The 20,094-nt window shown below is 64.1% G+C and carries 18 protein-coding genes (1 of these 18 only partly in view); 10 read left to right on the forward strand and 8 right to left on the reverse strand.

Annotated elements, in window-relative coordinates; all coding sequences use genetic code 11:
* From clpB to GDIA_RS08895, 3 genes are all read right to left on the reverse strand, one after another.
* Positions 1–1,627: the 5' portion of an ATP-dependent chaperone ClpB gene (clpB, locus tag GDIA_RS08885; RefSeq protein WP_012553963.1), read on the reverse strand. It extends 977 nt beyond the left edge of the window; 1,627 of the gene's 2,604 nt are visible here — the first part of the coding sequence; its start codon is at positions 1,625–1,627; its stop codon lies off the left edge, out of view.
* A gap of 192 nt (positions 1,628–1,819) precedes the next feature.
* Entirely contained in the window at positions 1,820–2,338 is a 519-nt protein-coding gene (locus tag GDIA_RS08890; RefSeq protein WP_012225064.1) for a GlcG/HbpS family heme-binding protein, read from the reverse strand.
* A gap of 6 nt (positions 2,339–2,344) precedes the next feature.
* Positions 2,345–3,409 carry an aldo/keto reductase gene (locus GDIA_RS08895; protein ID WP_012225063.1) on the reverse strand — a complete coding sequence of 355 codons (1,065 nt, stop codon included), beginning with the start codon at positions 3,407–3,409 and terminating at the stop codon, positions 2,345–2,347.
* A 104-nt stretch (positions 3,410–3,513) separates the two neighbouring features.
* Here GDIA_RS08895 and GDIA_RS08900 point away from each other — a divergent pair, with 104 nt between their 5' ends.
* The 4 genes from GDIA_RS08900 to GDIA_RS08910 all read left to right on the forward strand — a co-directional run bounded on the left by GDIA_RS08900 (position 3,514) and on the right by GDIA_RS08910 (position 6,004).
* Positions 3,514–4,410 (forward strand): LysR family transcriptional regulator, encoded by an 897-nt coding sequence (locus tag GDIA_RS08900; RefSeq protein WP_012553964.1) that lies wholly within the window; start codon positions 3,514–3,516, stop codon positions 4,408–4,410.
* A 42-nt stretch (positions 4,411–4,452) separates the two neighbouring features.
* Entirely contained in the window at positions 4,453–5,277 is an 825-nt protein-coding gene (locus GDIA_RS08905; protein ID WP_012553965.1) for an IS5-like element ISGdi2 family transposase, read from the forward strand.
* A 204-nt stretch (positions 5,278–5,481) separates the two neighbouring features.
* Complete coding sequence (locus GDIA_RS19900) at positions 5,482–5,565, forward strand: hypothetical protein (protein ID WP_407635502.1); 84 nt, start codon at positions 5,482–5,484, stop codon at positions 5,563–5,565.
* A gap of 31 nt (positions 5,566–5,596) precedes the next feature.
* On the forward strand, positions 5,597–6,004 hold the full coding sequence (locus tag GDIA_RS08910) for a restriction endonuclease (protein WP_157864176.1): 408 nt from the start codon (positions 5,597–5,599) through the stop codon (positions 6,002–6,004).
* A 19-nt stretch (positions 6,005–6,023) separates the two neighbouring features.
* On the opposite strand, the gene GDIA_RS08915 is transcribed toward GDIA_RS08910, so the two are convergent.
* A protein-coding gene (locus tag GDIA_RS08915) for an IS3-like element ISGdi11 family transposase (protein ID WP_157864127.1) occupies positions 6,024–7,141 on the reverse strand; the annotation gives its coding sequence in 2 pieces (ribosomal slippage) (positions 6,024–6,889 and positions 6,889–7,141; 1,119 coding nt in all).
* Between the two features lie 149 nt (positions 7,142–7,290).
* Here GDIA_RS08915 and GDIA_RS08925 point away from each other — a divergent pair.
* The 3 genes from GDIA_RS08925 (at position 7,291) to GDIA_RS08935 (ending at position 11,933) form a co-directional block, all read left to right on the forward strand.
* Positions 7,291–8,718: a toll/interleukin-1 receptor domain-containing protein gene (locus GDIA_RS08925; RefSeq protein WP_244410063.1), complete on the forward strand. Its 1,428-nt coding sequence runs from the start codon at positions 7,291–7,293 to the stop codon at positions 8,716–8,718.
* Positions 8,715–10,271: an argonaute/piwi family protein gene (locus GDIA_RS08930; protein ID WP_012222259.1), complete on the forward strand. Its 1,557-nt coding sequence runs from the start codon at positions 8,715–8,717 to the stop codon at positions 10,269–10,271. Before GDIA_RS08925 ends, GDIA_RS08930 begins: the two co-directional genes overlap by 4 nt.
* A 549-nt stretch (positions 10,272–10,820) precedes the next feature.
* Complete coding sequence (locus tag GDIA_RS08935; protein ID WP_012553966.1) at positions 10,821–11,933, forward strand: Fic family protein; 1,113 nt, start codon at positions 10,821–10,823, stop codon at positions 11,931–11,933.
* A gap of 523 nt (positions 11,934–12,456) precedes the next feature.
* On the opposite strand, the gene GDIA_RS08940 is transcribed toward GDIA_RS08935, so the two are convergent.
* Positions 12,457–13,608 (reverse strand): L-dopachrome tautomerase-related protein, encoded by a 1,152-nt coding sequence (locus GDIA_RS08940; RefSeq protein ID WP_012553967.1) that lies wholly within the window; start codon positions 13,606–13,608, stop codon positions 12,457–12,459.
* Positions 13,609–13,780: 172 nt separating this feature from the next.
* Here GDIA_RS08940 and aroE point away from each other — a divergent pair, with 172 nt between their 5' ends.
* Both aroE and GDIA_RS08950 read left to right on the forward strand, forming a co-directional pair.
* The gene (aroE, locus tag GDIA_RS08945) at positions 13,781–14,638 is read left to right on the forward strand and encodes a shikimate dehydrogenase (protein ID WP_012222266.1); all 858 of its coding nucleotides are present in this window, start codon (positions 13,781–13,783) and stop codon (positions 14,636–14,638) included.
* Between the two features lie 41 nt (positions 14,639–14,679).
* Positions 14,680–16,155 carry a sugar porter family MFS transporter gene (locus GDIA_RS08950; RefSeq protein ID WP_012553968.1) on the forward strand — a complete coding sequence of 492 codons (1,476 nt, stop codon included), beginning with the start codon at positions 14,680–14,682 and terminating at the stop codon, positions 16,153–16,155.
* Between the two features lie 2 nt (positions 16,156–16,157).
* Here GDIA_RS08950 and GDIA_RS08955 read toward each other — a convergent pair whose 3' ends face one another.
* Both GDIA_RS08955 and GDIA_RS08960 read right to left on the reverse strand, forming a co-directional pair.
* Positions 16,158–16,961: an NAD kinase gene (locus GDIA_RS08955; RefSeq protein ID WP_012222268.1), complete on the reverse strand. Its 804-nt coding sequence runs from the start codon at positions 16,959–16,961 to the stop codon at positions 16,158–16,160.
* A gap of 49 nt (positions 16,962–17,010) precedes the next feature.
* Entirely contained in the window at positions 17,011–17,862 is an 852-nt protein-coding gene (locus tag GDIA_RS08960) for a carbon-nitrogen hydrolase family protein (RefSeq protein WP_012553969.1), read from the reverse strand.
* 353 nt (positions 17,863–18,215) lie between these two features.
* Here GDIA_RS08960 and GDIA_RS08965 point away from each other — a divergent pair, with 353 nt between their 5' ends.
* A complete protein-coding gene (locus tag GDIA_RS08965) occupies positions 18,216–19,211 on the forward strand; it encodes a cation diffusion facilitator family transporter (RefSeq protein WP_012553970.1) in 996 nt (331 codons plus the stop codon).
* Here GDIA_RS08965 and serB read toward each other — a convergent pair.
* A complete protein-coding gene (serB, locus tag GDIA_RS08970) occupies positions 19,198–20,094 on the reverse strand; it encodes a phosphoserine phosphatase SerB (protein ID WP_012222271.1) in 897 nt (298 codons plus the stop codon). The genes GDIA_RS08965 and serB overlap by 14 nt on opposite strands.

The following is a 20,094-nucleotide window of genomic DNA, read 5'->3' on the forward strand; positions in this document are numbered from 1 at the left end:
CGGAGGCGATGCCCTGTTCGGTCACGGCCTCGCTGACCAAGCCGGCCCCCTGGGCCGCGCTTTCGTTTTCCTCCTGCGCCTGGGCGATCTTCTCCTGCAGGTTCGGGATGACGCCGTACATCAGTTCCGACGCCCGCCCCAGATCGCCGCGCCGCTGCGCCACCTCGACGTCCGAGCGCGCCTGGTCGAGCTGTTCCTTCAGCTTCTGGACTGCGTTCACCCGGTCCTTCTCGGCGTGCCACGCCGCAGACATGGCGTTCGATTTTTCCTCGATGTCCGCCAGTTCGGCTTCCAGCTTCACCAGCCGTTCCCGACTGGCGGAGTCGTCTTCCTTGCGAATCGCCTCGCGCTCGATCTTGAGCTGGATCAGGCGGCGGTCGAGTTCGTCCAGTTCCTCGGGCTTGCTGTCGATCTGCATGCGCAGGCGGCTGGCAGCTTCGTCCACCAGGTCGATCGCCTTGTCCGGCAGGAAGCGGTCGGTGATGTAGCGGTTGGACAGCGTCGCCGCCGCCACCAGCGCGTTGTCGGTGATGCGCACGCCGTGATGGAGCTCGTACTTCTCCTTGATGCCGCGCAGGATCGAAATCGTGTCGGGCACCGAGGGCTCGCCGACATAGACCGGCTGGAAGCGCCGGGCGAGGGCCGCGTCCTTTTCGATATATTTGCGGTATTCGTCCAACGTCGTGGCGCCGATGCAGTGCAGGGTGCCGCGCGCCAGTTCCGGCTTGATCAGGTTGGAGGCATCCATCGCGCCGTCCGTGCGGCCGGCGCCGACGAGGGTGTGCATCTCGTCGATGAACAGGATGACCTGCCCCTCGGCGCTTTCGATCTCCTTCAGCACGGCTTTCAGCCGTTCCTCGAACTCGCCGCGGAACTTCGCGCCGGCCACCAGCGCCCCGAGATCAAGCGACAGCAGCTTCTTGTTCTTCAGCGCCTCGGGTACGTCGCCGTTGACGATGCGCAGGGCCAGCCCTTCGACGATCGCGGTCTTGCCCACGCCGGGCTCGCCGATCAGCACCGGGTTGTTCTTGCTGCGCCGGGCCAGGACCTGGATCGCGCGACGGATTTCCTCGTCGCGGCCGATGACCGGGTCCAGCTTGCCCTGCTGGGCGATTTCCGTTACGTCGCGGGCGTATTTCTTCAGCGCGTCGAAGCTGGCCTCGGCGTTCTCGCTGGTCACGGTGCGGCCCTTGCGGATGGCGGCCACCGCCTTGTCCAGCGCCTGCGCCGTGGCACCGCCGTCGCGCAGGGCGCGGCCGGCCGGCGTGTCCGACGCGGCGATGGCGACCAGCAGCCGGTCCTGCGCCACATATTCGTCACCGGCCTTCTGCGCCGCGGTCTGCGCGGCATCCAACAGGCGGACGAGGTCGGGCGTGGCCTGCGGCTGCCCGGCCCCGCCACCCTGTACGCGCGGCACCTTGGCCAGCGCGGCCTCGACCGCCGCCTGGACCGCCGGTGCCTGCCCACCGGCGGCACGGATCAGCGAGGACGCCGCCCCTTCCGGGTCGTCCAGCAGCGCCTTCAGCAGATGTTCCGGCGTCAGTTGCTGATGATAGTCACGCACCGCGATCGTCTGGGCGGCCTGAAGAAAGCCGCGCGACCGTTCGGTGAATTTTTCGATATTCATAATCCCATGTCCCTTTCACTCAGGCGACCTGAAGGCCGGGAAACGCCATCCCTGAAGAGGCAATGGCAGACCCGGCGACAGATCCGAGATGGGGATAATGGGACGTTATGACAAGGGCCTGCCCCCGGAGGCGTCCGGCCCGGCAGGGGCATGGCTGCCCCCCGGAACGGACAGCCCTGGTCGGCCGCCCGGTCAGTGGAACCGGGGCGAGACCTCTTTCACCGCCGCGACGGCGCAGGCTTCGTCCAGGTCGCCGCCGGGGGCGCCCGAGACTCCCAGCCCCCCGAGGACGGAGCGGTCCGCCCGGCGCAGCAGCACGCCGCCCGGCACGAACAGGACCTGCGGGATCGTGTTCAGCGCGCCGTTGGGCGGACCCGTGACCTTGGCCGCGATCAGCGCGCTGATCGTATCCTTGTCGAAGGTCATGCCGTAGGCGTAGGCGGTATAGGCCTTGCGATAGGACACCGACAGCGATTGCAGGGGCACGGTGTCCCCCTTGATGATCACCTGTTCATGCCCCGACGGGTCGACCACCGCCGCCGTCACCGACCAGCCGCGCGCGGCGCAGATCCGCACCGCCGCCGCGGCCAGCCGGTCCGCCAGGTCCCAGGACAGTTTCTGGGTGGTGATAATACCGGTTTCCCCGGCCCGGGCCGGGGAAACGGCCAGCAGGACGGCGCATGCCGCCACCGCGACCTGGCGCCGCGCCACGCGCGATCAGCCCTTCTTCCTGTCGATCGCGGGGCCGAGCAGCAGCAGGTCGGCCGGCGACAGGCGGTCCGACGCCGTGCTGGCCTGATGCCAGTACGGATAGAGCAGCGGCGGCGCGCTGGCCTCGTCCAGCCGGGCCATTTCCTCGGCCGACAGGCTGAGTTCCGCCGCCTTGAGGTTATCGGCCAGTTGCGCGTCGGTCCGCGCCCCGATCACCACCGAGGTGATCGCAGGACGATGCGCGACCCAGGCCAGCGCGACCTGGGCGGCGGACACGCCGCGTTCCGCGCCGATCGCCACCAGGACTTCGACGACATCGTAGAGCTTTTCCACGTCATAGACCGGCGGTTCGTTCCATTGCGCGAGCTGGCGCGTGCCCTCGGGTTCGGGCTTGCCGCGCCGGTGCTTGCCGGACAGCAGGCCTCCGGCCATCGGGCTCCAGACCTGCACGCCGATCCCCTGGTCGAGCGCGAGCGGCAGGAGTTCGTATTCGGCCTCGCGCGCCTGCAGCGAATAATAGATCTGCTGCGACACCGGGGCGATCAGGCGATGGCGTTCCGCCGTGCTGAGCGCCTTCATGATGTGCCAGGCGGAGAAATTGGACACGCCGGCATAGCGGATCTTGCCCGCGCGGGTCAGGGTGTCCAGCGCCTCCAGCGTTTCGTCCAGCGGGGTCTGGCCGTCCCATTCATGCAGGTAGAACAGGTCGATATGGTCGCGGCCGAGGCGGCGCAGGCTGGCTTCCGCCGCCGATATCAGGTGATAGCGGGACGAGCCGGCGTCGTTCTGTCCCTTGCCCATGGGAAAGCGCGCCTTGGTGCCCACCAGGATTTCCCCCGCCCGGCCCTTCAGCGCCTCGCCCAGGATTTCCTCGGACACGCCGGAGGAATAGACGTCGGCGGTATCGAACATGTTGATGCCGGCTTCGATGCACATGTCGATCTGCCGCTTCGCGCCGGCGACATCGGTGCTGCCCGTCTTGGCGAAGGCACCCTTGCCGCCGAACGTCATCGTGCCGAGAGTGAAGACGGATACGCGCAAGCCGGAACGGCCGAGCTGGCGATAGTGCATGGACTGTCTCCCGTCAGATTGATTGCGCGGAACTATGGGCGCCCGCACCGGGGAATGATAACCGTCGAATCCGGAAAACAGTTTCCGGAAAGGGCGAAGGAACGATGCGCGACGCGGACGAAATGCGGATTGTCGTCGAAATCGTCCGCCAGGGGAGCCTGTCGGCGGCGGCGCGCCATCTGGGGCTGGCGCCGTCGGTGGTCAGCGACCGGCTGGCCCGGCTGGAGCAGCGCCTGGGCACCCGCCTGCTGGTGCGCACCACGCGGCGCCAGACCCTGACCGAAGCCGGGCGGATCTACCTGGACGAGGCCACCGCCATCCTGGCCGCCACCGACGCCATGGAAACCCGGGTGCGCGAGACGGTGAACGCGCCCGGCGGCATGTTGCGCATCACCGCCCCCATGCCCTTCGGCCGGGTCCGGCTGGCGCCCTTCGTCGCGGGCTTCATCAGCCGCCATCCCGACATCCGCATCCATCTGACGCTGGAGGACCGGATGGTGGATATTGTCGGCGAAGGATACGACATCGCCATTCGTGCCGCGCCCGTGGTGGACACCGCCCTGACCGGCCGGCGGCTGATGGAAAGCCGGCGCGTGCTGGTGGCCAGTCCCGCCTATCTGTCGCGTCACGGCCGGCCGGAGACCCCCGCCGACCTGGCCCGCCATGCCTGCCTGGTGGCCAACATGACCGGCCAGTGCCGGGGAACCTGGCGCTTCGGCCGGGGCGAGAAGGCCCGCATTCACCGGGTGGAAGGACGGCTGGCCTCCAGCCATTCCGAACTGCCGGTGGTGTGGGCGCTGGCCGGGCTGGGCCTGGCGCAGAAATCATTATGGGAGGTCGAGGCGCATCTGCGGGCTGGGCAACTGGTGACGGTGATGGAGGACTGGGAGCCTGACCCGGCTACCTTCTATGCCATCCATACCGTCAGTACCGTGCATTCGCACAAGATCGCGCTGTTCATGGGCGAACTGTTGCAGCCGGGGAATGGGGTGGTGGGTTAAGAGCCTGTTTGGAAAGTCGCTGAAGTGTGATTCAAGCTCTGGATGTGGACGCCAGAGCAGAGAGGCCGCATGGCCAGGATTACCCGCAAGACGAAGCGTTATCCGTCTGATATGACGGAGGAGGAATGGGCGCGCATCGCGCCACTGATGCCCGAGCCGGGACGCACGGGGCGTCCGCGCGAGATCGAATTCCGCGAGGTGATCAACGCGGTTCGTTACCTGGTTCGATCCGGCTGCGGCTGGCGAATGCTGCCGATCCATTTCGGGCATTGGCGTACGGTCTATGGTTGGTTCAGGGAATTGGCCCGGCGGTTCCTGTTCCAGACCATTCATGATGTGGAACTGATGCTTGACCGGGAGCGCTCGGGCCGTGAAGCCAGCCCTTCGGCCGGAGTGATCGACAGCCAGAGCATCAAGGCGCCGCACGCGAAAACAAGAGGTTACGACGCTGGAAAGAAGATTGTCGGGCGCAAGCGGCATATCGCCGTGGATACGGACGGACGCCTGCTGATGGTCAACCTGACGCCGGCGGACATCTCCGACAGCGCCGGAGCGCAGATGATCCTGGACGCGATCCGCAAGCGCTGGCCGTGGGTCAAGCATCTATTCGCGGACGGTGCCTATGACCGGCTCCAGTTGATGGACAAGGCTGCCTACCTGGACTTCGTCGTCGAGGTGATCCGTCGCAGGGACGGAGCGAAAGGCTTTGAGGTTCTCCCCCGGCGCTGGGTCGTGGAGCGAACCTTCGGATGGATGACCCGATGGCGACGCCTCCTGCGCGATTACGAGCGTCGCATCGATGTCTCACAGGCCATGATCTTCGTCGCCATGGGCGCCAATCTCACCCGAAGAAACGCTCATCCATGACTTTCCAAACAGGCTCTGACTATATGACACAAAATTTAAGCATTAAGTATCAGGTTTGAACCAATGAATGCCAGAGCCAACAAAGCCAGATCAAAAAATGCACCGGTCTATCCGTCTGTCGGTCGGGTGCTCACGAAGCTTGAGGCGGACATTTCACTTGCGCGCTGGGCCCGGAAAATCTCGGTTGATGATTTCGCAGCTTCCATGGGTGTCTCCCGCTCAACCCTGCATCGTCTGGAGAAAGGAGATGCGGGGGTACCACCCGATATATCTGCAAGGCGTTCTTGACCGCGCACGACGCATCCCACAAATAGTTCTGATGGATTATGATTTTGCCAACCTATCCCATTCTCAATTTGAGGATCTGTGCCGCGATCTGATTGGTGCTGAACTGGAGGTTCGCTTCGAGGCCTTTCCTGAAGGGCCTGACGACGGGATGGACGGTCGGCATGTCACAGCAGACGGCGCAATCATCCTGCAGGCCAAGCACTATCTGCGCTCCGGGTCGGTCAAGCTCCTTTCGAAGATGAAGGCGGAGCGTGCGAGCATCGATGGGTTGGGGCCCAGTCGATACATCCTGACGACATCGGCCACCTTAACCCCTAAAAACAAGTCCGATCTGGCCGGCGCGATCGGACCCTGGCTGCACAGCACCAGCGATATTTTTGGTCAGGACGACCTCAACGGCCTGCTGCGAAAATTCCCGCATATCGTCATCGCCCATTGACCCTGCCCCGAACGTGCCCTCAGTTTTGAGTTAGGGTCTGTGTATTGTTGTATGCCTTGGTGGCGTGTTGAGCGAAAGCCTCTGGCGTCATGCCATTGAGGCTGGTGTGAGGCCTGACGGCGTTGTAGTCGGCCCGCCAGTCCTCGATGACCGTCCGAGCGTGGGCGATGTTACGGAACAGATGCTCATTGAGGCATTCGTCGCGGAACCGGCCGTTGAAGCTCTCGACGAACCCGTTCTGCTGCGGCTTGCCCGGTGCGATATAGTGCCACAGCACCGATCGCTTCTGCTGCCAGGCCAGGATCGCGTTCGATGTCATCTCGGTGCCATTGTCGCTAACGATCATCAGCGGCCAGCCGCGATGCTCGCCGATCCGGTCGAGTTCACGACCGAGGCGTTCGCCTGATAACGAGGTGTCCGCCACCAGCGCCAGACATTCGCGCGTGTAGTCGTCGACCACCGTCAGCACCCGGAAGCGCCGTCCGTTGTTCAATGCATCCGAGACGAAATCCAGGCTCCAGCGCTGGTTCGGCCCGTCGGGCAGCATCATCGGCGAGCGCGTGCCCAGCGCCCGTTTCCGGCCGCCACGCTTGCGGACCGACAGCCCCTCTTCGCGATACAGCCGGAACAGCTTCTTGTGGTTCATCGTCATTCCTTCCCGGCCGAGCAGGATATGCAGTCGCCGGTAGCCAAATCGCCGTCGCTCCCCAGCCAGTTCGCGCAGCCGCCCGCGCGCTGCGGCATCATCCGGGCGGCGTGACGCATAGCGCCAGGTCTTCGGGTCCATGCCGATCAGCCGGCAGGCCCGTCGCTGCGAATACTCTTTCTCCCGGATCGCCCAGGTCACGGCTTCCCGCCGCAAACCGGGCGTCACGAGTTTTTTGCCAGTAGTTCCTTCAGCGTCGAGACGTCCATCACGCTCTCCGCCAGAAGCCGCTTCAGCTTCGCGTTCTCTTCTTCAAGAGCCTTGAGGCGCCGCGCTTCCGACACCTCCATCCCGCCGTATTTCGACCGCCAGGTGTAGAAGGTCGCGTCACTGATCCCGTGCTTGCGGCACAGATCCGCAGCCGTAGCGCCCGCCTGATGCTCTTTCAGGACCCCGATAATCTGGTCCTGCGTAAATCGCGCTTTCTTCATCGTCTGTCTCCAGTGGACAGACCTTACTTCAATGCGAGGGCATTTCAGGGGGCAAGGTCACCCATCAAGCGCTTTGGACGCAGGATAGCGCCGTCCTCAAGACCATCGTCACACAAGCTGTCTCCGACGCCTTGCCAAAGCCGGCGCCGATGCCGACAGCCCTCGCCCGGCTATTGCCGACAGTCACCAATTCCGATGTTGAATCACCGGCACGTGACGTTCTCTTCATCCTGAAAGCGTCGCCATTGGACGACGAGTTCACTCTGTGGCTTGCGCCAAAACTGGAGGCAGAGGGCTATCACGTCTTTGCCGACATCCTGACTTTGCAGCCGGGCGATCGCTGGCGCCGCGACGTCAGTCGCGCGCTTGAGCACCGGGCAGCGAAGGTCCTTCTCGTGTGCCGAAATGCGACCGCCGATGACCAGGCGATGCAGGACGACATCGACATCGCACTCGACGTTGCCAAAACGATCAACGATAATCGCTTTATCATTCAGCTCAAGCTCGAGCCGGGCCGCAAGATCAAGGGGCTCGGCGACTCAATCGCCGTCGATTTCGTGCGAGGCTGGGGCGAGGGCCTGGGAACACTCCTCGACACACTCAAACGGCAGCGCGCACCAAAACAGGCGGATGTTGCCATCATCAACCCCAACTGGGAGATTTTTCGTCGAAGGGACGCGATCCCACTCAAGAATGAGCCGGAGCGGCTCACTTCCAATTGGCTACGGATCGTCGAAGCCCCAGATGCCATTCACTTTTACGAGCCATCCGGCGTCGTCGATCTTGACCGTATGAAGCGCTTTGCGGCGAACCACCCTTTTCCTGTTGCCGTTCAAGGAGGCGGCATCCTCACCTTCGAAAGGGAAGATGCGATCGCCGAAGCCTTCGCATCGGTTGGGCGGTTCAAACTGAAACGCAGCATCCCACTGGATCGGCTCGTCCAGGAGGGGGATCGCAAGCTGCGGCTCGGGAAGCAGCCGGCCCAGAACCTGATCCATGTCATGATGAAACAGGCTTGGTTCGCCTTCTGCCGGGAAAAGGGGCTGATCGAATACCAATTCTCAGGCGGATCCGGCTTTCACGCCTCCCCCGCGATCGCGGCGATCGGCCAGCGCATTCCCTGGGGCAAACAGGGTGACCGCCGATCCTCTATGCTGCGCAACCGCGCGAAAGGACATATCTGGCAGTTCGGGGTCACTGCGCTTCCGAATTTCTGGCCCTTCTGGCACTTCAAGCTGAAGTCTCGCGTCCTGTTTGCCGGCGACAATGGGACCGCTAATGGCCTTAAGATCGACGACAAGCGGAAGATGCACAAGCTGCGGCGGACGATCTGTAAGGGCTGGCGCAACAAACAGTGGTATGGACGCATGCTCGCGTTTCTCGAATTGCTGTCGGGAGAATCCGCCTATATCCGCCTTCGGCTATCGGCATCAGAAGATGTCGTCCTGGAAGCGGCTCCCATCCTGTTCTCATCGCCGGTCAGCACGGACCTGCCGGATTCGCAGAGCGGAGACGATGAAGAAACCGACCTGAGCACACTGGGTCGTCCTGAATCCGACGCGGAGTATCCGGCATGAAGTTCCCGGAGACATCACTCATTGTCGACCATATCCATGAGCCCGATCTCGAATTTGCCTTCGGACAACTGAGCCCCCACCCGAAAGATGGCCTGTTCCTCTACGGCCCGCATGCCCGTTCAAAAAAAATGCGCGAGATTCGAGTCGGCGTGGTTGGGACGACGGAAGGGATCGGTCATTTCCGCTCCTGGTCCCGTAAAATCCAGCAGGTCGTCTCCGTCCCGCCGCCGGGCAAGGGCGAAAAGCAGGATCGCCTCCACCTCGCGAATTTTCCCGGTCTTGAGGAAGCATTTGGCATCAGCTTCGAGCCCGACGAGATCAGCACGCTCTCGATCCCAGCGGCGGACATCGAGAAGGCGACGAGTATCGTCAACCTGCACGAGGCCGTCGACAAGGTCGCCAAGCTCTTCATCGACCGCGTGCGTAAGCATTTGCGAAACGAAGAGCAGGCGGTCGATGTATGGGTGCTTGCTTTACCCGAGATCATTTATGACCGTTGCCGCCCTGAATCCCGCCGCAGCGGGGTCACCATGGCTCCGGGTGAATTCGCGCGGCGCCAGAAGGCCAAGAAGGTCCTGCCACTTCTGGTGGCCGCCGGCGTGATCGATCAGACGGACGAGGACATCTTTGCTGACGTCCCGGATTTCCATCGGCGCATCAAAGCCGAGTTCCTCAATATCGCGCCGACGCAGTTGGTGCGCGAAACCACGCTCGCGCCTGAAGCCTTCAAGAACAAGGCTGGCTATCCGCTACGCAAGACACAGGACGCTGCGACGGTCGCTTGGAACCTTGCCACAGGCCTCTATTACAAGACGCAACCCAAGCCGCCGTGGCGCCTGGCGACGATCCGCCCAGGCGTCTGCTATATCGGGATGGTCTACAAGAGCCTCCCCCATGACCCTGACGGACATGCCTGCTGCGCAGCACAGATGTTTCTGAACGAAGGAGACGGTGTCGTATTCCGCGGGGCTAACGGTCCATGGAAGACGGGCGACTATGAGTATCACCTGAAACCCGACGCAGCTAAGCGGCTGCTCAGTCTTGTGCTCGAGACATACCAAGAGCTCTATAACGAGCCGCCCTTGGAGCTATTCATTCACGGCCAGACCTACTTCAACGACGAGGAGTGGAACGCATTCTGCGCGGCCGCACCCAAGGGGACCAACGTGGTCGGCGTCCGGATTCGAACGACTGGCGGTGAAACCAAGCTCTTCCGTGATGGGGATTATCCGGTCCTGCGGGGCACGGCGCTGTTGCTCGATCAGCAGACCGCCTACCTCTGGACGACTGGCTACGTGCCCCAACTGGATACCTATATCGGGCCTGAGACACCAAATCCGCTCCACATCACGATCATGCGCAGCAAATATGCCACGCCCGAGATACGATCGGTTCTCGAGGACATCATGGGCCTAACCAAGATCAACTATAACAGCTGCAACTTCAACGATGGCCTCCCGGTAACGGTCCGGTTCGCGCGCATGGTCGGGGACATCCTCACGATGGGATCAGCCAAGGGACAAGAGAAGCAGCCCTTCAAATACTACGTCTGACTGCGGGGTCGCCGCCGCTGCCCTTCCGTCGACCGCCAATCTTTCAAGTGAATGTGCTGCTCCTCGTCCCCATCCCTGTTCATGATATGTTTGAACATGGATAAGCTGGAGCGATAGCGGCTGCCGCCGGCGGGTCGCTCGAGACCACGACAAGAGCCGTCAGATCGGTAAAATGCTCCCGACTGAAGATCATCTTGAGCGCGCCGTCGGGTGAATGAATGCCAAGGATGGGTCGGGAGCCGTCATAGTCATGAGCGCAGGGAATGGCTGCTTTCCGATATAGGTGCCCCATAGCCGACAACCGGCTCCCCCCCCCATCGCCGTCATTTTCCGTCGTTAAAAGGGTGAAGGGTGATCTGGTGTTGCTGCGGGAATAAAAAGGCGGCACAGCTTTTTGGAAGGGGTGGAGAAGACAGCGGGAGTTCCTCTGCTAGGCGCTCGACCAGTGTGTGCGTTGAATAATAGACGTATTCGTCGCATATAATGCGGATATAGCCTTGCGGCTTGCGACGATTAAGCGTCATATTCTCCGCGAGGAGTGCCGGGAATATGACGCGATACATTCATCAGCATGAAGACTGGCCGGGCTTCCGGTGGGATAAAGACACTATCTCCCATGAATTGGCTGCGGTGCGTCACCGGCAGGGGCGGCTTCTGGGGCGCATGGAAAGTCTCGGCTTCGATTTCAGGTCGGAAGCCGTAATCCAGACCCTAACGGAAGACGTCATCAAGTCGAGCGAGATTGAGGGTGAAAACCTTGATCGCGAGCAGGTTCGCTCCTCCATCGCCCGGCGACTGGGCATGGATATTGGCGCGCTGGCACCGGTGGATCGGGATGTCGAAGGCGTCGTGGAGATGATGCTAGATGCGACCCGGCATTATGCCGATCCGCTGACCAAAGAAAGGCTGTTCTCCTGGCATGCGGCTTTGTTTCCCACAGGACGAAACGGGATGTCACGCATTCTGGTTGGCGAGTGGCGTGATGACAGAACCGGATCAATGCAGGTCGTGTCAGGTTCTGTCGGACGGGAGAAGGTCCATTATGAGGCGCCGGCAGCCAGCAGGGTGCCCGTAGAGATGCAGGCCTTCCTCAACTGGTGCAATGCTGGGCATGCACTGGACCCAGTGCTGAAGGCAGCCATTGCGCATCTGTGGCTTGTTACCATTCATCCGTTCGAGGACGGAAACGGGCGCATGGCCCGGGCCATCGGTGACCTCATGCTGGCGCGTTCGGAACAGACAGACCAGCGTTTCTATAGCCTGTCAGCTCAGATCCGCCACGACCGGAAGGATTACTACGCAATCCTTGAGGCCACCCAGAAGGGCGATATGGACATCACGCCCTGGCTGTACTGGTTTCTGGGGACTCTGGATCGCGCCTTTGATCGTGCTGAACTGGTCCTGGAAAAGGTCATCCGGAAGGCCCGCTTCTGGGACAATCTGGCCGGGCAATCGATCAATGACCGTCAACGCCTCATGCTCAATCGTCTTCTGGACGGGTTCGAGGGCAAGCTCACATCATCCAAATGGGCGAAGCTGGCGAAGACGTCACCGGATACAGCCCTGCGAGATATTAATGATCTTGTGTCGCGTAATATTCTGGCCAAGGAGGCGGCAGGAGGAAGAAGCACAAGCTATGCGCTGGTTTTTCCCGAGACGTAAAACGCTGACCGGAAGCAATATGCCCGGTTAAAGGATCCCCCGATCCAATTGTGTGTCGGGAGAGTTGTTGCCAGTGGTTAGGAGGCGCTTTTCTTTGCATTGGTGAGGCTCAGGGAGTGGCAGGCGCTTGGTGCGCAGCATCCCATAATGGAATGACGGGGGTGTTTTCATATCACGTCGGCATCCCCCCAAATCAGCCAATCAACCTTAAAGAGAGACTTATAAGAATATCAATTAATATTGGCCTCACCCTGCCCCCTATTTGCCTTTCCCATAATGCTTGGCGTAGATATTGACCATACGAAACAAAGGGGAATTTCCCTGGGTAAAAGCCTATGGGCAACTGTAACGTGTCGGTTCGAGTCCCGCAGTTCGCAGACCTGGAAGGGTGCTTCTTTTTCTGAAGAAAAAGAAGCAAAAAGACTTTTATTCGTTAAGCTGCATCGCAGCACCCGGCACAAAGTCCTCAAACCAATTGAAAGTTTTTTGATTCTTTTTTCAAAAAAGAACAAAGACTACCGCACTACGGAACCCGGATACGCGCAACGATCCACGGGCGTTCCTGCCGGTCATGGCCGCCATGGAAGACCGGCAGGCGTGACCACTGGCCGACCGTCAGCCACAGCGTATCGCCCTGCAGCGCCAGCCCGTCCGGCGAGATCAGGCGCGGGTCGTGGGTCACCATCGACAGCGTGCCGTCGGTCGCGCGGTGCAGGATGGCGTGGCGTTCCAGGTCCGTCAGGTACAGGCTGCCGTCCGGCGCGGTCGCCATGCCGTCCACCACCCCAGTCTCGCCTTCATCGCGCACCGTTTGCGCCAGTGCCGCACGGCTGGCAAGGGGATTGCCCAGAACGGCGGTCGGCGCGCTGTAGAGCCGGCGCCCGGACAAAGGCTGCCAGTAGAGCGTCGCACTGTCGGGGCTGATCGCGATTCCGTCCGCGCCGCCCTGGCCCATGGCGGGATGGGTCAGGTCGAAGCGGTGCATCTGGCCGTCCACCTCCATCGCAAAGCCCGGCGTGGCGCGGGTGGAGGCGTCGTCGTCCAGCACCCGCCATGCCTTTTCGCTCGCCAGGTCGACGACGATGATCGCCGGATGGTCGGCCAGCGACGTATCGGTGACGAAGGCCAGGCCCGCGCGACCGTGCGTCAGGTCGATCCGCAGGTCGTTGACATGGCTGTCCGGACGGATGGCGGGGGCGTGCAGCTTCAGCGTCCTGACCCCCGCGCCGCCCGGCGCGGGGTCGATCATCACCAGCGCGGGCGTTGCCGGGCCGGGGGTGCCGGCCACGGTGCCCTCGTCGACGATCCAGATCCGTCCGCGCGCGTCCAGCGTCATGCCCAGCGGCGAGATCAGCCGGGCCTGCGTCGCGGCGTCGGGGTAGGGGGCCAGGCCGGGTGGTCCGTCCCTGGTCACGGTCAGGCGGGCCAGCCTCGGCCCCGCATGATCCTGCGCGCTGCGGGGAAAGCCCAGGATCACGCTGCCATCGGGCAGCACCACGATGCCCGACGGCTGCATGTCGGCAAAGCGCGCCGCGACGGTCACGTTGCCCGAGGGGGGCGCGCCATGGTCCACGCTGTCCGCCGCGCGTGCGCCCCAGGGCGCCGCCAGCGCACAGAATAGAAACGCTGCGATTATCCGCTTACCGATCTGCTCCGTCCTGCCTTCGGCACCCATCGTATCCCGTCTCCGCCAACATTTCGTAAAACCGTGACTGACGCACAATTGATCGCATGCGGCAGCGCCCGGTCACGGCTTTAACTTTGCGTCATGTCCCAACCTTGGACATACCGATACCATTGTGCATAGCTATGCAAGACAGCCGCAACCCTAGTTTCCGGAGCGCCGCATGACCGACAAGAGCTTCCTGAGTATCCTGACGGGATCTTTCTCCACGCCGTGTGCCGACAACCCGACGGTCGCCATGATCGAGGCGGCCTATCGCCATCACGATATCGACGCGCGCTACATCAACTGCGATGTGAAACCCGACAATCTGGCCGATGCCGTTCGCGGCGCGAAGGCGATGGAATGGGTGGGATTCAATTGCTCGCTGCCGCATAAGGTCGCGGTGATCCAGCACCTGGACGCATTGTCCGAGGCCGCGCGGATTATCGGGGCGGTCAACTGCGTGACGATCCGCGACGGCAAGCTGACCGGCGACAACACGGACGGCAAGGGCTTCCTGGCCTCGCTGAAGGACGTCACCGACCCGCGCGGCAAGAAGATCCTGCTGCTGGGCGCGGGCGGCGCCGCCCGGGCGATTGCCGTGGAACTGGGACTGGCCGGCACGGCCCATATCACCGTCATCAACCGCGACCCGGCGAAGGCCGAAACCATCGCGGCGCTGGTGCGCGACAATACCCGAAGCGACGCGACCGCGAAGCCATGGGACGGCGAGGCGCGCGTCCCGGACGACGTCGATATCGTCATCAACGCCACCTCGATCGGCCTGGGCGACAAGGAGGCCATTCCGCCCATCGCGCTGGACAGCCTGAAGAAAGGGCACATCGTCGCCGACGTGATCCCGAATCCCCCCAGGACACACCTGCTCCGCGAGGCCAAGGCGCGGGGCTGCACGCCGCTCGACGGGCTGGGCATGCTCGTCAATCAGGGCGTGATCGGCGTGGAATTGTGGCTGGGCAAGACGCTGGATGCCGGCGTCATGAAGCGCGCGCTCCAGGACATTTTCGGTTCGTCCGACTGATGTGAACGACGGCAGCGCCCGATCGCGAAGGGACCCGGGGAATGGCAAGCTCAAGCACGGCCGACATTGCGCGTGACACCGAAAACAGCGAAAGGCACCGGCGGGCCTTTTCGGTCATGCCGGCGATCGAGCGACTGGGCGACCGCACCGTATCCGCGCGGCGCTATGTCTCGGTCGCCGCCGTGGTGGCGGCCGTGGGCGGGCTGCTGTTCGGATACGATACCGGCATCATCGCGTCGGCGCTGATCTTCATCACGCAGACATTCTCGCTGTCGACGTCGGGACAGGAATGGATCGCGGCGGCGCTGAATATCGGGGCGATCTTCGGCGCCGTTTCAAGCGGGCCGATCTCGGACCGGTGGGGGCGGCGCCCCGCCATCATGGTCGCGGCCGCCATTTTTATCGTGGCGTCGATCGGATGCGGCATGGCGCCCACCGTCGGCGTGCTGATCTTCGCGCGGCTGTGGCTTGGCGTGGCGATCGGCGCGACGACGCAGATCGTTCCGGTCTATGTCGCCGAACTCGCCCCCGCAGAACGGCGCGGCGGGCTGGTCTCGCTGTTCCAGCTTGTCTTTTCCCTCGGGCTGCTGCTGTCCTTTTTCGTCGGCTACGAATTGTCGGGAACGGCGGACTCCTGGCGGCCCATGTTCATGCTGGGGGTGATCCCGGCCGTGCTCCTGGCCTTGGGCATGATGTTCCTGCCCGAAAGCCCCCGCTGGCTGTTGCATCACCAGCAGGAGCGACGCGCGGTATCGATCCTGTACCGGCTCCGCGGCCACCATCGGCATGTGCGTCGCGAACTGACCGATGTGCTGACGGCGGCCGATACGGAGACCACCAAGGCAGGATGGGGGGACCTGCGCCGTCGCTGGGTTCGCCCGGCCCTGATCGCGGCCCTGGGCATTGCGGCCCTGTCGCAGCTCTCGGGCCCGAACGTGATCGTCTATTACGCCCCGATCATTCTCTCGCAGACGGGGCTGGCGCATTCCGCCGCCCTGCTGACATCGGTCTCGGTGGGGGTGACATCGACCATCACCACGGCGATGGGCATCGCGCTGATCGACAGGGTCGGCCGGCGGCGGATGATGCTTGTCATGCTGCCCTTTGCCGCCCTGTCGCTTTTCGTGCTCGGCGCCGTCTTCCTGGACCCTGCGCCGCTCGGCGGCGTGCGCATGGTGCTGATGGTCGCCTCGCTGCTGGGCTATATCTTCTTCAATTTCGGCTCTCTCTCGGTCGCGGTCTGGCTTGTGGCGGCGGAGGTCTTCCCACTCGCCATCCGCAGCAAGGCCATGGGGCTGGCCAGCGCGACGGTGTGGCTGTGCGACACGATCGTCTCGCTCGTCACCCTGTCGCTGGTCCAGGCCATGGGCACGACCGGAACCTTCTGGCTGTTCGGCGTCATCAACGTCATTTCCTTCCTGTTCGTCTGGAAATACGTGCCGGAAACGGTCGGGACGACGCTGGAGGACATCGAGGATTCACTGCGGTCCGGAACGTTCCGGCCGGTTGGGCGGTAAGATCACACCGTGAACTGCTCGGCCAGGATCCGTTCCGACAGGCTCTGGTCCGGGTCGAACAGCAGCGTCGTCTGCATGGCGCGGTCCTCGGCGATCTGGACCGAGACGACGTCGCGCACCTCGGTGAAGTCCGCGACCGCTGCGACGGGGCGCTTGTCGCTTTCCAGGATCGTGACCGTCACCTGCGCGGTCGAGGGCAGCAGCGCGCCGCGCCAGCGTCGGGGGCGGAAGGCGCTGATGGGGGTCAGCGGCAGCAGGTTCGCCGATAACGGCACGATCGGCCCGTGCGCCGACAGGTTGTAGGCCGTCGATCCCGCCGGGGTGGCGACCAGCACGCCGTCGCAGATCAGTTCGGGCATCCTGACCCGGCCGTCCACCTGGATCTCGATCTTGGCGGCCTGCCGCGTCTGGCGGAACAGGAACACGTCGTTCAGGGCCAGGGCCTCGGTCACGGTGCCGGATTTCGTGGTGGTGCGCATCCGCAGCGGGTGCAGCGTGGCAGCCTGCGTCCGGACCAGGTGCTCGGGCAGGTCGTCGGGGACGGCGGGGTTCATCAGGAAGCCGACCGTTCCGCAATTGATGCCGTAGACCGGGGTCGGCCGCCCCAGCATGGTATGCAGGATTTCCAGCATGAACCCGTCGCCGCCCAGGCAGATCACGGCCTCGGCCTCGTGGGGCGTATGCTGGCCATAGCGGGCGATCAGGTCCGCCTGCATCCGGCGCGCGGCGGCATTCGGTGCGGCGACGAAGGCGAAGCGGCGCGGCGCCCCGCCAGAGGGCCAGACAGGGGGATGAACGTCGTTCATCGCGGGCCTGCTTTCATGGAGGACGCGGGCCGGACGGGGCGCATCCCGGTCACGCCGTCAGGCGGCGGTGGTCCATCACCGGTATCCCGGCGCGGACACGGGCGACGTGGTCCAGGTCCAGGCGCGCCGTGACCCACCCGACCCCGTTCGATGCCTGGGCCACGACGGTGCCCCAGGGATCGATGATCATGGAATGCCCATATGTCCGCCGGGCATGGCCGCCGGCATCGATATGGGTGCCGGTGGTGCCGCAGGCCACGACCCAGCACTGGGTTTCGATCGCGCGGGCCCGCAGCAGCGTGGCCCAATGGGCCTCGCCCGTTTCGGCGGTAAAGGCCGCCGGCAGCACGATCAGGTTCGCCCCCCGCTTGCGCAGGGCCAGGAACAGTTCGCCAAAGCGGATATCGTAGCAGATGGCCAGGCCGGCGGTGAACGGCCCCACCGGCACCGTCACCACCGTATCACCCGGGGCATAGGTTGCGCTTTCGCGGTAGCCCTCGCCCCCCGGCGTGGTGATGTCGAACAGATGGATCTTGCTGTAGCGCGCGCGTTCCACCCCGTCCGGGCCGAAGACCAGGGTGGTGTTCAGCAGCCGGTCGCCATGGCGCTGGCCGATGGACCCGCCATGCAGGGTAATGCCGTGGGCGCGCGCGGCCTCGCTCAGGAAGCGATAGAGCGGTCCCGCGCCGGGCGGATTCGGGATGGATTGTCCGGGGGCGGGCAGGTCCTCGGCGTTGGCGAACTTCACCTCGGCCGTGCCGCCCAGGCAACTCCATATTTCCGGCAGGACCACCAGGTCGGGCCGGTCGGCGGCCACCGCTTCGGCGATCAGGCGGCCGGTCTGGGCGATATTGTCCGGCAGGGACGCGCCGGGGGCCATCTGGATGACTGTGGTACGCACCGGAAACTCCGTCCGAGGAGGTGGGTCGATGGCAGGGTTGTCCCACCCGCTTGGAGCCTGTTTGCAAATGCGCGCTGGTGGCGATCCGACGCGCGTTTCTTGCGCTCCGGTGCTCACGGCCATCAAGGCCGCTCCGCTCCGGTGCTCAAAAACACACGCCGGACGCGGCCGAAGGGCCGCTCTCGCTCACCAGCCCACATTTTCAATCAGGCTCTTGGAGGCGTTTGAAACAGTTTCTTATAAAATGCGTCCCGACCGGCCTGCAACATCCGCCGGCATCAACGCGGCTCGCCCCCTTCGGCGTGGCCATGATCCGGTCTATGGTTTCATCCCCTGCCCGGCCTGGAGCGTTCATGGCTGCCTCCTCTTCCCGTTTCGTGATCTATGCCGCCCTGTCGGGCAACCTGCTGATCGCCATCGTCAAGTTCGCCGCCGCCGCATTGACCGGCAGCGCCGCGATGCTGAGCGAGGCCATTCATTCGCTGATCGATACCGGCAACCAGGTTCTGCTGCTGGTCGGCCTGCGCCGCGCCGCCCGGCCGGCGACGCCGCTGCATCCGTTCGGGTACGGGCTGGAGCTGTATTTCTGGACCTTCGTGGTGGCGTTGCTGATCTTCGGGGTCGGCGCCGGGGTGTCGATCTTCGAGGGGGTCAGCAAGATCCGCCATCCCCATCCGGTGGACCATGCGGTGGTCAATTATGTCGTGCTGGGCCTCGCTATCCTGTTCGAGGGCGCGGTCTGGCTGACCGCGCTGCGGGAATTCCGCCGCCACGGCAAGGGGCGACGGGGCTGGATCGAGGCCGTGCGCCATAGCAAGGACCCCACCGTCTTCACCGTCCTGTTCGAGGACACGGCCGCCCTGTGCGGGCTGGGGGTCGCGCTGCTGGGCACGATCCTGTCGGAATGGCTTGGCCAGCCGATGCTGGACGGAGTGGCGTCGGTGCTGATCGGCGTGATCCTGACGCTGACCGCCGCCGTCCTGGCGTGGGAAACCCAGTCCCTGCTGACCGGCGAGGGCATGGCGGCCGAGGGCCTGGCGCGCATCCGCGCCATCGCCCTGGCCGAACCGGGCGTGCTGGGCATGAACGAGATCCGCTCGATGCATTTCGGGCCGTCCGACGTGCTGGTGGCGATCAGCCTAGATTTCGATGACGGGCAGAGCGCGGGCCACGTGGAACGCAGCGTCTCGCGCATCGAGGATCGCATCCGCGCGGCCTTCCCCGAGGTCAGCCATGTGTTCATCGAGGCGCAGGATGCGTCGTCCCGGCGGGCCAGGGGGCAGCCGTCACCGGATCTGGGGATGATCTCTTCCTTTTCCTCGGAAAAGGAACGTCCTATTCCCCGGTAACGAAGGCCCCCACCGGATACCCCTGCGCGAACAGCAGCGTCCGCAGGGTGGTATGATCCACCCGGTTGCCGATCGCGGTACGCACGATCGGCTTGCCGTGGAAGGCGATGCCCAGCCCGGCATCGCGCAGCATGTCCAGGTCGTTCGCCCCGTCGCCCACCGCCAGCGTGGCGGCCAGCTTCAGCCGCCCGGCCTCGGCCAGGCGGTGCAGATGCGCGCGCTTGGCGTCCGGGCCCAGGATCGGCTCGCCGACCGTGCCGGTCAGGGTCCCGTCGCGGATGTCCAGCGTGTTGGCGTGGTGTTCGGAAAACCCGCACAGCGCCGCGACCCGCCCGGTGAAGAAGGTGAATCCGCCCGAGACCAGCGCGGTGCGGGCGTTGCGCGCGCGCATGGTGGCCACCAGGGTGCGTGCGCCCTCGTTCAGCCGTACATCCTTCCAGGCGGTTTCCAGCAGCGACGCCGGTAGGCCGGCCAGCAGGCCCACACGCTCGCGCAGGGCGGTGGCGAAATCGATCTCGCCATTCATCGACCGGCGGGTGATCGCGGCGATGCGTTCGCCGATGCCGGCATGGGCGGCCAGGTCGTCCAGCGTTTCGTTGGCGACGATGGTGCTGTCCATGTCCGCGATCAGAAGCCCTTTGCGCCGCCCGCGCGAACGCGTCAGAAGGGTGTCGATATGGCGCGGGCCGAACACGGCGCGGATCGTGTCCAGCGTCGGCATGCCCGGACCGGGGGCGGGGCAGGGAATGTCCACGGCCTCGCCCGGCGACAGGATGCTGGGCGGCCCGCCCTTCACCATGTCGCGCGCGGCGCTGACATGGGCATCGGTCAGGGTCGTGGCGTCGCGGTTGGCGACGAGCGTAAGGATATGGGACAGCGACAT

The sequence above is a fragment of the Gluconacetobacter diazotrophicus PA1 5 genome, from assembly GCF_000021325.1.
GTDB lineage: Bacteria > Pseudomonadota > Alphaproteobacteria > Acetobacterales > Acetobacteraceae > Gluconacetobacter > Gluconacetobacter diazotrophicus.

What these genes read in the sequence shown, in the direction of transcription:
- GDIA_RS08895 (WP_012225063.1), bottom strand. Translation starts at nt 3,409, where the DNA reads ATGCACTATCGCCAGCTCGGCCGTTCCGGCTTGCGCGTATCCGTCTTC.
- GDIA_RS08900 (WP_012553964.1), top strand. Translation starts at nt 3,514, where the DNA reads ATGCGCGACGCGGACGAAATGCGGATTGTCGTCGAAATCGTCCGCCAG.
- GDIA_RS08905 (WP_012553965.1), top strand. Translation starts at nt 4,453, where the DNA reads ATGTGGACGCCAGAGCAGAGAGGCCGCATGGCCAGGATTACCCGCAAG.
- GDIA_RS19900 (WP_407635502.1), top strand. Translation starts at nt 5,482, where the DNA reads ATGGGTGTCTCCCGCTCAACCCTGCATCGTCTGGAGAAAGGAGATGCG.
- GDIA_RS08910 (WP_157864176.1), top strand. Translation starts at nt 5,597, where the DNA reads ATGGATTATGATTTTGCCAACCTATCCCATTCTCAATTTGAGGATCTG.
- GDIA_RS08925 (WP_244410063.1), top strand. Translation starts at nt 7,291, where the DNA reads ATGCCGACAGCCCTCGCCCGGCTATTGCCGACAGTCACCAATTCCGAT.
- GDIA_RS08930 (WP_012222259.1), top strand. Translation starts at nt 8,715, where the DNA reads ATGAAGTTCCCGGAGACATCACTCATTGTCGACCATATCCATGAGCCC.
- GDIA_RS08935 (WP_012553966.1), top strand. Translation starts at nt 10,821, where the DNA reads ATGACGCGATACATTCATCAGCATGAAGACTGGCCGGGCTTCCGGTGG.
- GDIA_RS08940 (WP_012553967.1), bottom strand. Translation starts at nt 13,608, where the DNA reads ATGGGTGCCGAAGGCAGGACGGAGCAGATCGGTAAGCGGATAATCGCA.
- aroE (WP_012222266.1), top strand. Translation starts at nt 13,781, where the DNA reads ATGACCGACAAGAGCTTCCTGAGTATCCTGACGGGATCTTTCTCCACG.
- GDIA_RS08950 (WP_012553968.1), top strand. Translation starts at nt 14,680, where the DNA reads ATGGCAAGCTCAAGCACGGCCGACATTGCGCGTGACACCGAAAACAGC.
- GDIA_RS08955 (WP_012222268.1), bottom strand. Translation starts at nt 16,961, where the DNA reads ATGAACGACGTTCATCCCCCTGTCTGGCCCTCTGGCGGGGCGCCGCGC.
- GDIA_RS08965 (WP_012553970.1), top strand. Translation starts at nt 18,216, where the DNA reads ATGGCTGCCTCCTCTTCCCGTTTCGTGATCTATGCCGCCCTGTCGGGC.
- serB (WP_012222271.1), bottom strand. Translation starts at nt 20,094, where the DNA reads ATGTCGCTGTCCCATATCCTTACGCTCGTCGCCAACCGCGACGCCACG.